Here is a 15,664-nt window from a genome sequence, read left to right as displayed (position 1 = left end):
CTTCTTACCATTTATTAGTAAGAAGGTGATGACTCATCGCTCTTATAGTTGTTCTTTGGCTTCTCCTAAGGCAGCTAATGCCCGGTTTGCCAATGCTTCATAACGAGATTTTTTATCTCTGATTCGTTCTGGAAGTTCTGGCAGCAAACCAAAGTTGGCATTCATCGGTTGGAAGTGTTTGCCTTCTGCATGAGTGATATAATACGCCATACTGCCAATTGTCGTCTCTTGTGGCATAATGATCGGCGCTTCCCCTTTTGCAAGTTTGGCAGCGTTGATCCCGGCCATCAATCCACTGGCTGCACTTTCAACATACCCTTCAACGCCTGTCATCTGACCAGCAAAAAAGAGGTCTTCACGTTTTTTCGATTGGTACGTTTGTTGTAACAACTCTGGTGAATTCATAAAACTATTCCGATGCATCACGCCGTAGCGCACAAATTCTGCCTCTTCCAAACCAGGGATCATCCGGAATACCCGCTTTTGCTCGCCCCATTTCAAATGTGTTTGAAAACCAACGATGTTGTACAGAGAAGCAGCTGCATTGTCTTGCCGCAGCTGAATCACTGCATAAGGACGCTTGCCGGTTTTCGGATCTTCCAAACCAACGGGTTTCATCGGACCAAACAACATAGTTTTCGGTCCACGGCCAGCCATAACTTCGATTGGCATACATCCTTCAAAGAATTTTTCTTTTTCGAATTCTTTCAAAGGGGCCACTTCCGCATTGACTAAAGCTTCACGAAACGCATAAAACTCCTCTTCGTTCATTGGACAGTTCAGATAGGCTGCTTCGCCTTTGTCGTAGCGTGATTTCAAATAAACTTTATCCATATTGATGGTGGATTTATCGACGATCGGTGCTGCTGCGTCATAGAAATAAAATCCTTCTGATCCGTTAAAAGCTTGGATCGCTTTTGATAAAGGTTCAGAAGTCAAAGGTCCAGTTGCAATCACGGTAATCCCTTCTGGAATTTCAGTGATCTCCTCTTCGATGACAGTGACTAAAGGATGTTCTTTTACACGTTTGGTTACTAACTCTGAGAAATCATCACGATCCACAGCTAAAGCACCCCCTGCTGGAACAGCTGTTTTGTCTGCAGAGGTAATAATGACTGAATCTAAGCGGCGCATTTCTTCTTTCAAAACACCGACCGCATTCGTTAAATTGTTGCCCCGAAGTGAATTCGTACAAACAAGTTCAGCAAAATTATTTGTGTGATGGGCTTCTGTCGATTTCTTAGGACGCATTTCATAAAGCTTTACTGCGACACCTGCTTGCGCTGCTTGCCAAGCAGCTTCGCTTCCGGCTAAACCGGCACCAATAACATTGATTTCTTTCATAGTGCTCTCCTTTTATTTCAAAAGCTCGCCTCTTCTCATAAGAAACTGCTTGTATTAATCAAAAGGACCGGCACTTTCTTTTGTCAGCCAACATCGAGGCTGACCGTTCAAAAGAATGCGCCGATTCTTTTTTTAACAGGGAATCCTGCTAGTTATTTTTGCACATTTTCTTCATAGTCCCCATTGATACACACGACTTGCTTGCCGCCTTTGACTTTCTTCTCGACTAAGTAATTATCACATTTCGGACAATTACGGCCTACAGGTTTGTCCCAAGAAGTAAAGTCACAGTCCGGATAACGGGTACATCCATAAAACAACCGATTTTTTTTCGATTTTCGTTCAACAACTTGGCCTTGGTGACAGACCGGGCACTCAACGCCGATTTCTTTGACGATTGGTTTCGTGTTGCGACAGTCAGGGAAATTACTACAGGCATAAAATTTTCCGTAGCGACCTAATTTGATCACCATTGGATGTCCACAAAGATCACAGTCAAAGCCTGCAGGTTCGTCTTTGATTTGGATTTTTTCGATACTTTCTTCTGCGGTCGTCAATTCTTTTTCAAAGGGACGGTAGAATTGATCGACGACTTTGACCCATTCTTCTTTCCCAGCTTCAATGCTATCCAAGCTATTTTCCATTTCAGCAGTAAAATGCATATCAACGATTTGCGGGAAGAATTCCTCGATCAATGAATTGACGATCTCACCAAGTTCAGTTGGCTCAAAACGTTTTTGTGTCAATTTCACATAATAACGTCGTTGGATTGTTTCCAACGTTGGTGCATAAGTTGAAGGACGACCCACACCGTTCTCTTCAAGGGTTTTGATCAAGGTGGCCTCACTGTAGCGGGCAGGTGGTTGAGTGAAATGCTGTTTTGGTTCGATCGATACGGATTGGACCACATCTCCTTCAACTAACTCTGGCAAAATGTTCTCTTTGTCTTCTTTGCCATCATCGCGCCCTTCCACATAGACCTGCATAAACCCTTTAAATTTGATCTTTGAACCATTGGCAATAAAGATGACACCATTTTGATCCAAGGTAACTTTCATTGTATCCAAAATCGCCGGCGTCATTTGACTAGCCACAAAGCGAGACCAGATCAAGCGATACAGTTTCAGTTGGTCTTTGTCTAAGAATTTCTCCATGGCTTCTGGCGTACGCATCACACTTGTTGGTCTTACCGCTTCATGGGCATCTTGTGCCCCTTGTGCATTCGCGCGTTTTTTGCCACCGTGCGCCGAGAACTCTGAACCATAAGTACTTTCAATAAATTCGGCCGCTTCGCCTTTGGCTGTGTCTGCGATTCGGGTCGAATCGGTACGCATATAGGTGATCAAACCAACGGTTCCTTGTTTACCAAGAGCGATCCCTTCATAGAGCTGCTGTGCGACCATCATGGTTTTCCGCGTTCGAAAGTTCAGTTTACGGGCTGCTTCTTGTTGCAAGCTACTGGTGGTAAACGGTGCCGCCGGGTTGCGTTTGCGTTCTTTCTTTTCAACCTTCGTCACTTGAAACTCTTTACTAGAAAGACGATCGGTGATTTCTTTTATGCTTTCAGCATTCGGTAATTTTTTCTTTTTGCCATCTAGGCCCCAAAAATTGGCTTTGAATTTTTTCGTGGCTTTTTTAAAGTTCCCATCGATGCTCCAATATTCTTCAGGAACAAACTCACGGATCTCTTTTTCACGATCTATAATAATCTTAAGCGCCACCGATTGAACACGGCCAGCACTCAAGCCTTTTTTCACTTTACGCCAAAGGATCGGGCTCAATGAATACCCCACCAATCGATCTAAAATCCGGCGCGCTTGTTGAGCGTCAACGAGATCTACATCGATCGTTCTTGGTTCTTTGAAAGCTGCCTTGACCGCATCCTTAGTGATCTCATTAAAGACGACTCGGTTTTTATCTTTTAAATCTAACCCTAGTAGAAAAGCTAAATGCCACGCAATAGCTTCTCCTTCTCTATCCGGGTCACTTGCGAGGTAGACTTTTTCGGCTTTTTTCGCAGCTGAGCGGAGACTTTTGATCACATCGCCCTTGCCACGGATCGAAATGTAATGCGGTTCGTAGTCATTTTCGACATCAATTCCCATTTTACTTTTAGGAAGATCACGAATATGACCGACACTTGCGACGACTTTGTAATTTCGTCCAAGGTATTTTTCAATGGTTTTCGCCTTTGCCGGCGATTCCACGATTACTAAATATTTATATGCCATATAAAGAATGGCTCCTTCCTGAATTTTTCCTACTATTATATTCTATCAATCAGTGAACCTATCGTATGCAGATGAAACATACAAATCGTAGCTTATCATAGCTTTCAAGAAAAGGTTTGTCAAGGAAGGTTGATTGGAAAAATCAAAAAAAGGCTAACTCCTGTAAAATATCTGACACACTAATCGTACATTTTGCGCCATCTTGAATCAAGTGGTGACAACCTTTTGACTGATCGGAAATCATTTCACCAGGCACTGCAAAAACTTCTCGGCCATTTTCCATTGCTAATTGTGCCGTAATCAAAGAACCGCTTCTTTCTTTAGCTTCAATCACACAGATTGCTTTTGAAATACCGGCAATGATGCGATTGCGTAAGGGGAAGTGATGTCTTTGCGGTTTGGTGTCCTGAGAATATTCACTCAGTACTAGATGTTCTTGACGAATCTGCTGGAACAACGGATACGCAGAAGTAGGATAACAATGTTCCAAACCAGAAGCAATCACGGCAATGGTTTGTCCCCGATTTCTGATGGCTGATTCATGGGCAAAACTGTCGACGCCATTTGCTAATCCACTGACGATCGTATAGTTTTCTGTCACTAAAGGCGGGATCAGCTTTTCGCAAACTTTACGCGCGTAGCGAGAAGCTGTTCTTGCGCCGACAAATCCAATCATGGGCGTTTGCAACAATTGCAGATTTCCTTCGTAAAATAGTAATAATGGTGGGTCCGCAATTTGTCTTAAAAGCATCGGATACTCCGCTGAAAAGAAGGTGAGGTAGTTTTGTCCCCCCATCTTTTGTGTGATATGCTCTTCTGTCATTTGCTCCCACGATCGGCGAAAGACCGTCCTATGCTGTGGAAGGACGCCGATGGCAATCATCTCTTCCAACGAACAACGCATTTCTTTTGTTTCCAGCCAATGCCAAATAATCTTCCAGCAACCTTGCAGACCGATTCCCTGACAGTAGTACAGTTTTATCAACTGTTTTTCAAAATCTGTTGCTTGTTGATATTTCATAAACAAAGCCCTCTTTTCTTAGTGATCTTACTTATAAGATTCGCTAAAAAAAGAGGGATGGATGAAATTTATAGGTATTGTTTAACTGGGGCAAAGGTTTTTCGATGAATAGGGCAAATTCCATGGGCAGCTAACCCTTCTAAATGAACTTTGGTCCCATACCCAGCATTTTGATCAAACCCATAAAAAGGATACACATCATGAAAATCTTTCATTAAATTGTCACGATAGACTTTGGCAATGATACTTGCTGCGGCAATCGAAATGGAGCGGGCATCGCCTTTGATCAAGCTTTGTTGAGGGATGTCGGTCTCGATGGTCATCGCATCAATGAGCAAATGTTCCGGCTTGACCGCTAAGTCGATCAAAGCTTCTTTCATCGCCAGGCGGCTCGCTTGATAGATATTTATCCGATCGATTTCTTCAGGACTAACCACACCGATACCGACAGCCACGGCTTTATTTTGAATTTCGATAAACAGTTCTTCTCTTTTCTTCGCAGAAAGCTGTTTTGAATCATTCAGACCTAAGATCTGACATTCTTTAGGCAGAATGACCGCAGCTGACACCACGGGTCCTGCTAATGGTCCACGCCCCACTTCATCTAAACCGGCGATAAAACGGGCACCTTGTTGAAATGCTTCGTTTTCAAAACGCATCATTTCTTCGTATTTCTCCTGCAAAAGCTGCTGTTTAACTAATTGTTTCTCATATTGTTGCAGTAGCTTTTGGACCCCCGCGCGTTCATCTGCCTGCAATTCCTGTAAAAATGCCAGGTCATTAAATGTTGGATCAAATAATCGCTCTTTGATTGACTTAATCGGTTGTTTCATCTTGGCTTTCCATTTCCTCCACTCGATCTAGTGTATAACGGCCTAATTTTCCTTGCCGAATGTCAAAGACAACAAGCTCGCTTCCTCGATCATAGTTATCTTTATACCCACGTTTTTCAGTGATTTTCATCAACAGGTCTGGCGCTAACAACGCCTCTTCCTCCGCCTTTAGTTGGTAACGATTGGCGATTCTTTCAGGATAATAGCGGGCAAAAAAATCAAGTCCATACAATGCGATATCATCCAAATGGATCAGCTGATCTTTAATAGCCCCCGTCAATGCCAATTTTTTACCAATCTCAGGATCTTCAAATTTTGGCCATAAGATCCCAGGCGTATCTAGCAGCTCTAGATCAGTCCCAAAACGCAGCCATTGCTGTCCTTTGGTCACGCCGGGTTTATTACCCGTCTGAGCAATTTTCTTCCCTACTAAACGGTTCATCAAGGTTGATTTTCCGACATTCGGAATGCCAATCACCATCGCTCGAATCGCACGGGGCTTCAATCCTCTGGCTTTGTCACGAGCGATTTTTTCCTTCAAGACTTGCTTAGCCGTCGGGACAATGGCTTTGACGCCTTGATTGTCTTGGGCGTTGATCGCCAAGGCTAAATAGCCTTGTGCTTGGAAATAATGCTCCCATTTTTTGGTTTGAACGGGATCTGCTAAATCCGCTTTATTGATCAAGATCAATCGTGGTTTTTGCTGTAATAATTGGTCCAGCATGGGGTTGCGGGATGAGATCGGCAAGCGTGCGTCCACGAGTTCAAAAACGATATCCACGAATTTTAATTTCTCACTTACTTCACGTCTGGCTTTCGCCATATGGCCTGGAAACCATTGAATGGTCATTTGAACGTTTTCCTCCTTGGTACTTCTTCGAATTGGTAAAAAGACAGTAGTGTCTAAATCCATGCAGTATATACCTAACAAGAACGAGGACTATTTGCTCTAAAACCATCAGAGAAACTAGTCACACTGGGCATTTTGCTAAAATTGCTTTAGGACAATGTTCTTGTTCCAACCTCGTGCATAGGTAAAGCTTTCAGCGCGATTCTCATGCGTCATACGCGCTTTCTCGCTTTTTAATTTTGGGGAAGTGGTTGGAAAAAGCTTGTCTACCCACTCATTCTTCCTTTTTTCTGACACCTTTACCATTAGACCGACTGCTTTTTACTACCTTTTATCTTCGTTATTGTACCATATTTCAAACGACATGTTTCGTTCTGAGTAAGGTTAACAAGTCATTTTCTAGTGGATCTAGAGGAAAACCTGCTATCTTTGCTTCTTATCACTGGGAGTGATCAAATCATGCTGTTTTTTTCTTTTGATTTTGCTAATCACCAGCAGGAGTAGTAATAGTGTGGTGCTTACAACTAGCAGCACCCACAAATCCTGCTGGTTTGCTTTTTTTGCGGCATTTGTTTCATTTTCTTCATTGTAAGGAACCCTTTTGCCGCGAACCAATAAACGATGGCTATTGACCATATAGGGTGTGCAGGTTAGTAAGGTGACATAATCACTGCCTTTGACAATTTTTAGTGCTTCGGTATCATCAGGGGCGACCGTTTTAATCTGATCTATTTGATACGCCAACGTATCATCAAACGTTTCGATATAAAACTCATCGCCGATCTGCAGCTTAGGCAGATCCGTAAAGAGGGTTGCACTCGTTAACCCACGGTGTCCGCACAAAACTGCATGGGTATCTTCACCACCTATTGGATACGAAGCGCCCTCCAATAATGTTGCTCCTCTTTTTAACAACGTATCGGTGGTTTGATCAAAAATCGGGAGAGCGACACCAATCACGGGGATCTTTAAAACGCCGATCGTATGTCGTTCATAGTAATCAGGTGTATCGCCTGATTCTGAGTCCCTTGTTTCTGATAAATCTTGCGTTTCTTTGATTCCAGGATTGCTGGGATGCTGTGCCAGCTCTTGATTTACTCGTTCCAACTGGTTCCTTTTTTGTTGTTTTTCTATTTCACTCATTTTTTTAGCTTGGCTTTGGTAGTAGCTGATCAACTGTTGATCCAAAAAGGTGTTGAGCTGATTACTTACAAAAGGATAACTGATGATCAGAACACCTAGCAGCAGCAGAATACCCATTAGAACATCCAACAAAGTCACTTTTTGAGTAGGTACTTTCGTGCCATTTCTTTTCCTTTTGATTGTCATCGTGCATTTTCATCTCATTTACTTACCCTTTTTTCCGTTTAACAAAATAACACCCAGCTAAACCAACGATCACCACTCCGATGGCGCCCATTAAATACGTGCCGGCACCACCAGTTGCCGGTAAGGTTCCTTTGCGGCGGTTAGGGACTTTTTCTGGATCTCCCAATTGCTCTTTCGTTCCATAAGACGTTTCATGTACTTCAAAAGCGATGCGATTTGTTAGCAGTACATAATTTTTTGGTGCTTTTACTTCTTCCAAATAGTAGGTGCCAAATTTTAACCCGATGATATCAACTAATCCATCTGTCCCTGTGGTAAATTTCGTCGCTTCATCCGCTGTTTGCACCCAAGATACCTGTTTGGTTCCTTCTTCGATTTTCAGGTAGTTGGCATCATCACGGTCTTGATCCCGTACAACAAAAACTGCATCTGCCAATGCTTCGGTAGCGGTCACAGCCCCATCGACTTTTAAGAACCGTTTGCCCCCTGTCAAAACTTCCACGCTTGGAGGCGTTTGATCCGTCATGAAATCCGTTTCTACATTTGCTTTATTCGTAAAGCCATTAATAGGCATAGCCTGTTCATTTAAATACATATAATACACAAAGCGCAATTGATTTCCCGGCGTTAATTGCGGCACGAATTCTGGATTGATAGTTACCGTAAAGCCATGCTCTTTTTCCGTTACTTGGTAATTCGTCGCATCGATTTTCTGCTCTCCATCATACAACGCATAGCCCGTTTCTCCTTCAGCTGTATTTTCAAAAGTTAATGCTGGATCATGGGCATCGATCAATTGAAAATGTTTGTATTTGTTTTCTGATCCTACTTTATCTTGAATACCTGATGGGATATTGACCGTTAGGTGATATTGGATTCTTTCGCCGATCTCCACGTCTTTGCCGTCTAATTGTGGTGTTGTTTTTGTAACATTTGTTGTGTCATTCTTGATTGTTAGCTCAACAGTAACGTTACTTCCTGAATCAATCGAGAAATCCTTGATTCTTTCTTCCTCGATTAAGGCGGCTTGACTTGGGGCTTTCGTTTCCTCTAATTGATAGGCGCCTGTTTCTAGTTGCGCAATCTTTAGCTGTCCTTTTTGGTTCTCACTCACATCGATACCAGCGTCTCCAGCAGCATATTGTTTGCCTGTCAAAAAACGGTACGCTGCCTGTTTGTCAGTTGTCCATGTATAAAGTCCATCGGCTGCACTTAAAATGTATTTCTTGGTATTTTCGCGTCCTTCTTGCTTTGAAACAACAAATTCCGCATCATTCAGTGGTTCGTTTTCCCCCGTTCCTCGCTTATTCACAAGGAGCGTTCCTTCATTTGTGACGATATTTTTCGGATAAAGATGGATCGTGTCTAGCTCTTCTTCTCCATAAACATATGAGCCATCAGCTTGTTGGATCATTTCATATACGGGAAAGGCGATCACCATATTCTCAGCAGTTGTAACGCCGTCTTTAGGGGCTTCTACAATGGTGTAAACTGCATCCCGATCGGCTTGTTTTTTCGGCAATTCAAAAACCAAATCACCGGCTGCATCTGTTTTTCCGCTAGCTATAGGGGAACCAGACGTCAAGGTTTGAACTTGACGCTTGGCTTCTTCAACGGATGCCCCTGCAGATCGTTTTTCATAAAATGCTGCTGTCACATCATAGACAGAAAAAGTGACATCGGCTAAGCCTTGGTATTGATCAAACTCTTCCATCTCAGTCCCACTATTTTGAATCAATGAACCTGGCAGATTGACCATTTTCTTTTTATGGAGATGGATCTGTGCCAAATTGCTCTCTGCAGACACTTGCTGATTTTTTGTTCCAAAAAAGACAAATGGCAAAAGTAAAAATAGGAGACAAACCATTTTCGTATGATTAAAAATCTTTTTCATTGTTCTTTCCTCTCTTCTAAATTTTTTTTCGTTTTTCATTCGCTAATGGAAAAATTACTTTAATGAAGGCTTATCTTTGCGCTTAACGTGCAAATAGCTACCAGCTAAAAGGACTAGCAGACTTGCTGAAAGAATGACCATCCATCCATGCCAATTCCCTCCGGTTTCAGGAAGAGACACTTTCACTTGATTGGTTACGATCAATTCTATTTGATTGTTCTTTTCTCCAGAAACAAGAAGATTCGGTAGTCGTTCTTCATCGATAAAGACCTGACCATCCTCTTCAATCTTGATTTGGACAGGTGCTGTTAAACCTGCATAGCCTGCGGGTGTACCAGTTTCTTCCAAGGTATAGCTGCCGGGTGTGAGATCTTGGAAGTGAAATACCGCTAGTGCTTCTCCGTTTTCAGGCAGTTCGACAGTCCGTCCGTTTCCACTTAGCCGGAATTTTGCCCCCTCAAGTGCTTGTCCCAGTTCATCCTGTTTATTGACCACCAAATCAAAAGGTTTTAACTGATTGCCATGGGTAAGGGTCCAACAGTTGGCATCCCCGTCGACATTTTCCCCTTGATACTGGATTTTTCCGTCTGTACCAACGACAAATTCATAGTCACCGGCAACCGTATCATATCCGAGCGGACCGGCTGTTTCTGAGATACGATAAGCGCCAGGCTCAAGGATCGTAAATTCAGCCATCCCAACATCATCCGACGTTTCTGAGGCGATTTCTTGATAATCCCCTCCTGCTGTTTTTTGTTGCAGAGAAAAGACAGCGCCTGCTAACAATACTTGCTGCTCATTTTGCAACGTATATTTTCGAATAGCGACTGGAATTTCTGTAAACGGATTGGTAATCTCCAGGATAATCGTATGCTCGACCAGTGTGACAGGTTGTCCATCAATCGTCGCATGCCCTTGCTCATCAATATGGATCAGCCACTCTGTTTGCTTAGCCAAATGATGTCCCGCCGGTGCAGTGACTTCCTTTAAACGATACGTCTGACTTTTTTGCAACGTAGTATCTGCTGGCAGCCCGTACGTTCCATCCCCTTGATCCACAAGGGTTACTGTCTTTCCAGCGCCCGTCAATTCAAAAACAGCACCTGTCAGCTTCACCTCTCCTACAGCGGATTTTTTGATCAGATTTAATGCGAGGGGCACAAACGTCTTTGTGTTTTTCCATGTAGAAACGTCCACTCTTGTCGACTCGTAGCCTGATACTGCCAGTTCATTTGTGACTTGATAATTAAACGTTTCTCCTTGATTGTTATAAAGCGGCAGTAGACGGGTTTCTTCGTAATCCGTTCCATCCTTTTCAGAAACCGCGGAAACCTTGCTTCGTTCCCAACTTGTCTGATCTTGTGCATCGGTCTCAGTAAGTTTGAGATATCCTGTTTGCCAGCTCTCCTTGCTAGTAACTGGGCTTCTGCTTATTTCAAAATAGACAGATTCTGGGCGACTTGACGTATCGCCATCGTATTCCTCCCAGACTTTTTTGATCGTCAACTCTTTCCCAGGTGCTTTGGCAGAAGGCACACCAAACAATGCCTTTTGATCGGACTGATGATTCGGATAAAACACCGTTTCTCCATTCATTTGATACCAAGTATCTGGTTTAAAATCCGCTGCTTCCGTTTGAATCCGCACTTGATAATGAATTTGCAGTTCCTGTCCTTCGCCTAAATAAAGACCAGAAGCATTGAGTGTATTGTCAGATATCGTGACCTCAGGCTGCACCGTTAGAGCAGCAGAACCGACACTTTTGATGGACAAGCTATTTTCTTCGTATAAAAATGGTTGCGAAATGGGGTCAGTAATCTCTCCATCAGTGACTGTCGCCGAAATATGAAGGGCTTTTTTCTCGAGATAGTCGGCAATATCCGCTGCTTCATTGGCTGACTCATAATAAAGATGCCCCTCTTCATCAGCAGAAACCATCTGTCTCATTTTGTTCTCAACATCGGCCTTTGTATACCCAGCTGTTTGATCCCCTTGCAGTTGAATCCCCAATCCGTGAATCTCAATCCCGCGCTCTTTTAACGCCATCGCCTCACCGATCGTGGCGACAAACGTATTGTTGATCCATTTAGAGTTACCGTACTGATCAGATGCAAAATACCCGTTGTAGAGATGTGAAGTATTCATCGGCTGGTCTTGAGAAAGAGAAAAGGCGGTTCCATAATAACTACCATCTGCTTGTGTATGCACTTTGGACACATGATAACTGTAGGTCGGCACGCCATCTGTTAGCAAAACGATGACTTTCTTATGTCCATTTTGCGTTGATAGCATATCCCCAGCTTGGCGCAGCCCTCTTTGGGTAAAGGTCCCCCCAGCTGCTGTTTCTGGCGTCATCGTTCGGATCGTCTCTTTGACTTCAGAAAATTTTCCTAACTGGCAGGTTTTGTTTTGGTAATTGTTACCATCACTGGAATAACCGACATAGCCCATGTAAACACTGTCTTGAATGCCGCTTCCTTCAATTTGATTCAAAAAGCGATCCACACCTTTTTTTACTTCAGTGATGCGTCCCATCTCATTCATACTCCCTGACCAATCCACTACCAACACAACATCGATCGGATCAATTTGGCGTTGAACATTCCCTCGTACATTTAGGTAGACATCAAACAGTCCTGGAGTATTCGTCTCTTTTGCAAATTTCCGTAAAGCAAAATCCGCTTCATCTCCCACACCACCATACTCAATATACGAGTTGATCAAATTTTCTGGATCACCATTCCATGTAGCTACGCCATCCCAGGTTTCGCCTGCATCTTTGTTCCCCTGATGATTTAAGACATTGCTCTTTTCATCAATTGTCCAATTAGCCGAAGGATACGTCCCGCTTTGGTCTGTCGTATAATCTGGTTCAATCGAAGCAAAAGCCTGTGAAACGGTCGATTTTTGATAAAGACGTTCTTGTTTAAACGGTTCAATGAGTGTTTCGTCTTCAGAAGAACTTGTCGTTGTTCCTGTTTCCTTTGTCTCTTCCTGCGTTTCTTCATTCGAAACACCTTTTGAGTCTTCATTCGACACTTGTTCCGAAGTTGACTCCGTGCCGGTTTCTGCAGCTTGTGAATCAGTTGAGCTGACTTCCACCCTATCTGAGGAAGCAGATTCTGTCGCAAGCGGAATGTCAACTATCAATTCATCCAAAGACGCCAATTTGTGCGATTCTTGATTTTCGTGATCATATTCTTCAATCTGAATCGCCAACTTCAGTTTTTTTGTTTCACTAGGTAGTTGAAACGTTACTTCTTGTTCACAGGGTGTTTGCAAGAAGTCTTGTGTTGTTAGCCAAGACTGCGCGGATTCATCCTCAATAAAAACCATCTCTTTGTTGTTCGTTTTCGTTAGCGGTTGTTCTTTTGTTTCATCAAGTGCATATAATTGTAGCCAGATGCGTTGCTGTTTGTTTTTTTGTGATAGCTGATATCGTAAAGTAAATTGATTGCCCTCCCGTTGACCTGTCAGCTTGATCTGCTCCGTTTCGGTAATAGCGATCGTATTTTCTTCTTGTGCACTTGCTGTCCCATTTGTTTGCAAACTCGAATAAATGAAAAATAATATCCCCCCTAACATACAGAAAATGAAAGAGAACCAGTGGTGTCTCTTTGTCAAAAACATAAAAAGACCTCCTTTCAAAGAATCAAAAATTACAAGCTGATGATACAAGAAAGAAGCGAAAGACACCTCTTTTTTTTATTTTCTGAAAAACAGGAAAAATTTACGCATCTGTAGTTATTCATAAATAAAAAAAGTTTTTTATTTCAAAGCGTAACCAATTAACCAACGTTATTTAATAACTAAAAAAAACTAGCGTTTTTCACATGCGATTTCTATTTTTGTTCTTTATGAGACAGCTCTGGCAAAAATTTGTCTCAGTTTTTCTAAAAAAAAGCAAAAGTTTTGAGACGTGTCTTTACACAGTAATATAAATAAGTTATTAATAAAATAAGAAGGTGATCATTTGATTGAAAAAATACTCTTAGATACCCGAGCATTAGACAAAATCGGACTCTACGGAAAACTACTATCAATTGCTCCGGGTGAATACAACATAGAGTTCGTGAAAAATCTGACCCATTTAAGTGCAACGAGATTGAAAAGTTTACTTTCCTCGATCCAAGAGGACCTGCAAAACCTCTCCCCAGTAAATCTTTCATTACATAAAAACACCCTTAGTCTCCCTAAAAATTTGATTGAATACAATCAATATCAGCAGTTTTTAGCCCAAGAAAGTATTTCTTATAAAATGTTGTTAAGTATCTTGACCAATCAAGATGAAAGTTTGCTGGCATTTTGCCAAAGAAACTATATCAGTCGTTCGACTTGTTTCCGACAAACGAAAAAGCTTCAGGATCATTTAAAGGAATTTAACGTAACCTTAAATCAATCCGCCATGACGCTTATCGGTTCAGAGATGGTGATTCGCATCTTATTGTTTAATTTTATCTGGCACATTTCTTTAGGGGATAGTTTGGTGAAGGCCTTTGACCAAGAGATCGAAGAGCTTTTTGTTACCTATGAAGGAACGAAATACAAAAGCAAGTATGAAATTGGCAAAAAAGAAGCCTTACTTCATTGCAAGATTTGTCTGTTTCGTTTAAAGGATGGTCACAAGACAAATCTTTATCAGTTAACGAACCGATCATTTATCCCCAGTGGTGAAAAGCTTGATTTCTTCTCTGCTTTCTTTATGATCATTGATTCAGCAATAGACATTCTTGAGATCAATTCTTTGTTCTTTCTTTTTTATTACTGGCCGATGCTGACTTCTGCCAAAGATGTGCGTCTTCCGATTGTAACGGATTGTTACAATCACGAAAAGCTAGAATTAAAAGAGCTGATGACTGAGTTTGAAGAACATTGCCAAAAATTTCTCTGTGATTTTGACTTCGACCATCAGTCGTTCCTTTATATGAATACATATCTTACGTTGTTGAAGTTCTGTATATTTAAGCAAAAAGTCCCCCTTTCGAATTTTTTCGAAGCAAATGTCATTAAGGATAAATACCCATTACATACGATTTTGACAAATACCATTCAAAGTTTTTGGCGTAAAATAGCAAATCGTAAAGGTTATGAGTGGTTAAAAACCTGTTATACCGATCTTGCTTTTTATCAAGCCTGTTTGCTTTATCCCATTTACATTGAAAAGGAACAAAAATATAAACTTAAAGTTGCTTTTGTCTATGTATCTAACTACTTGGTTTCCATGGAAGTTTTTAATATATGTGAACGGTTGCCCTACGTTGAAATTGAACGGATCACGCTGCCAACTGAAGAACCTTTTGACTTTTATATTTTGAGCTCACCACAGCTTTTACCCCCTTTTACAACCGAAGAAAACTCGGCGATCATTGATTTTTGTCGCTATCGTGATTTTGAAACGAATTTATGTCAGAAACTATCGAATGCTTTTAATGAAAAAATAAAAAAATTAACAGCAATTAGTGACTAAACAAACGCTTTTTTCGATGCTAACCATTTCCCTTTGGAAAAAGAATAAAAAGCTAGACAAAATCCCCCCTTGGAATCAACGGATAATTCCAAGGGGGGGATTCATTATTTAATTATTTATTGATTTTACACAAACTAAATCAATCGAATATGAGTCAATGGATAATAAACAAAACGAGCATTGCCTAAAATGGCCTCTCCTGATATTGGTCCAAAGGAACGGCTATCTTTGGAGGCACGTCGATTGTCTCCAATGACAAAGTAACTATCTTTCCCTAACTTCTCAACACCTAATAAAGATTCCAAATCAAAGTCATTGGTGTAAGAGACAGACTCGTGATCATTGCTGCGGTTCTTCACTAGAAAATCTTCATCTACCGGTTCATCATCAATGTAAAGCTGATCATTGACATATTTTACTGACTCACCCGGTAAGCCAATCACCCGCTTGATATAGGTCGAACCATCCGGCAACTGGAAAACAACGACATCAAAACGTTGGATGGGCGAAATCTTCTCAATGACCACCATGTCTCCTTGTTTTAAGGTTCCTTCCATCGAATTTCCTTCAACAGGAACTGGGATCAACAAGAATGCCCGAATCAAGAATGCTGTTGCAAAAGCGATCAACGCATATTTCACTACTAGCCAAAAACGATCAACCCAGAATTTTTTCGCCTCCACACGTCTGCCTCC

At 41.8% G+C, this 15,664-nt stretch carries 10 protein-coding genes; 1 reads left to right on the top strand and 9 read right to left on the bottom strand.

Annotation, left to right across the window (positions count from 1 at the left end; genetic code table 11):
- Positions 1-42 precede the first annotated feature (42 nt).
- The 8 genes from trmFO to IGJ01_RS06350 form a co-directional block, all read right to left on the bottom strand.
- Positions 43-1,344, bottom strand: coding sequence for an FADH(2)-oxidizing methylenetetrahydrofolate--tRNA-(uracil(54)-C(5))-methyltransferase TrmFO (gene trmFO / locus IGJ01_RS06385; RefSeq protein ID WP_430601532.1), 1,302 nt, complete (start codon positions 1,342-1,344; stop codon positions 43-45).
- A 152-nt stretch (positions 1,345-1,496) separates the two neighbouring features.
- A complete protein-coding gene (gene topA / locus IGJ01_RS06380; protein ID WP_008379664.1) occupies positions 1,497-3,575 on the bottom strand; it encodes a type I DNA topoisomerase in 2,079 nt (692 codons plus the stop codon).
- Positions 3,576-3,717: 142 nt separating this feature from the next.
- A complete protein-coding gene (gene dprA, locus IGJ01_RS06375) occupies positions 3,718-4,596 on the bottom strand; it encodes a DNA-processing protein DprA (protein ID WP_430601531.1) in 879 nt (292 codons plus the stop codon).
- 68 nt (positions 4,597-4,664) lie between these two features.
- Positions 4,665-5,429, bottom strand: a complete 765-nt coding sequence (locus IGJ01_RS06370) for a ribonuclease HII (RefSeq protein WP_005236834.1) — start codon at positions 5,427-5,429, stop codon at positions 4,665-4,667.
- Positions 5,413-6,279 carry a ribosome biogenesis GTPase YlqF gene (gene ylqF / locus IGJ01_RS06365; RefSeq protein WP_005229614.1) on the bottom strand — a complete coding sequence of 289 codons (867 nt, stop codon included), beginning with the start codon at positions 6,277-6,279 and terminating at the stop codon, positions 5,413-5,415. The genes IGJ01_RS06370 and ylqF overlap by 17 nt, the downstream gene beginning before the upstream one ends.
- 423 nt (positions 6,280-6,702) lie before the next feature.
- Positions 6,703-7,608 carry a class C sortase gene (locus IGJ01_RS06360; protein WP_086338076.1) on the bottom strand — a complete coding sequence of 302 codons (906 nt, stop codon included), beginning with the start codon at positions 7,606-7,608 and terminating at the stop codon, positions 6,703-6,705.
- 22 nt (positions 7,609-7,630) lie between these two features.
- A complete protein-coding gene (locus IGJ01_RS06355; protein ID WP_034878666.1) occupies positions 7,631-9,502 on the bottom strand; it encodes a SpaH/EbpB family LPXTG-anchored major pilin in 1,872 nt (623 codons plus the stop codon).
- 54 nt (positions 9,503-9,556) lie between these two features.
- Positions 9,557-13,132, bottom strand: coding sequence for a SpaA isopeptide-forming pilin-related protein (locus tag IGJ01_RS06350; protein ID WP_430601530.1), 3,576 nt, complete (start codon positions 13,130-13,132; stop codon positions 9,557-9,559).
- Positions 13,133-13,475: 343 nt separating this feature from the next.
- On the opposite strand from IGJ01_RS06350, the gene IGJ01_RS06345 reads away from it, so the two are divergent.
- On the top strand, positions 13,476-14,969 hold the full coding sequence (locus IGJ01_RS06345) for a helix-turn-helix domain-containing protein (protein ID WP_086372724.1): 1,494 nt from the start codon (positions 13,476-13,478) through the stop codon (positions 14,967-14,969).
- 134 nt (positions 14,970-15,103) lie between these two features.
- On the opposite strand, the gene lepB is transcribed toward IGJ01_RS06345, so the two are convergent.
- The gene (lepB, locus tag IGJ01_RS06340; protein ID WP_086299602.1) at positions 15,104-15,652 is read right to left on the bottom strand and encodes a signal peptidase I; all 549 of its coding nucleotides are present in this window, start codon (positions 15,650-15,652) and stop codon (positions 15,104-15,106) included.
- Between the last annotated feature and the right edge of the window lie 12 nt (positions 15,653-15,664).

The organism is Enterococcus sp. AZ089 (assembly GCF_050547225.1).
GTDB lineage: Bacteria > Bacillota > Bacilli > Lactobacillales > Enterococcaceae > Enterococcus_D > Enterococcus_D entomosocium.
This window is presented reverse-complemented; position numbering and strand designations above follow the sequence as displayed.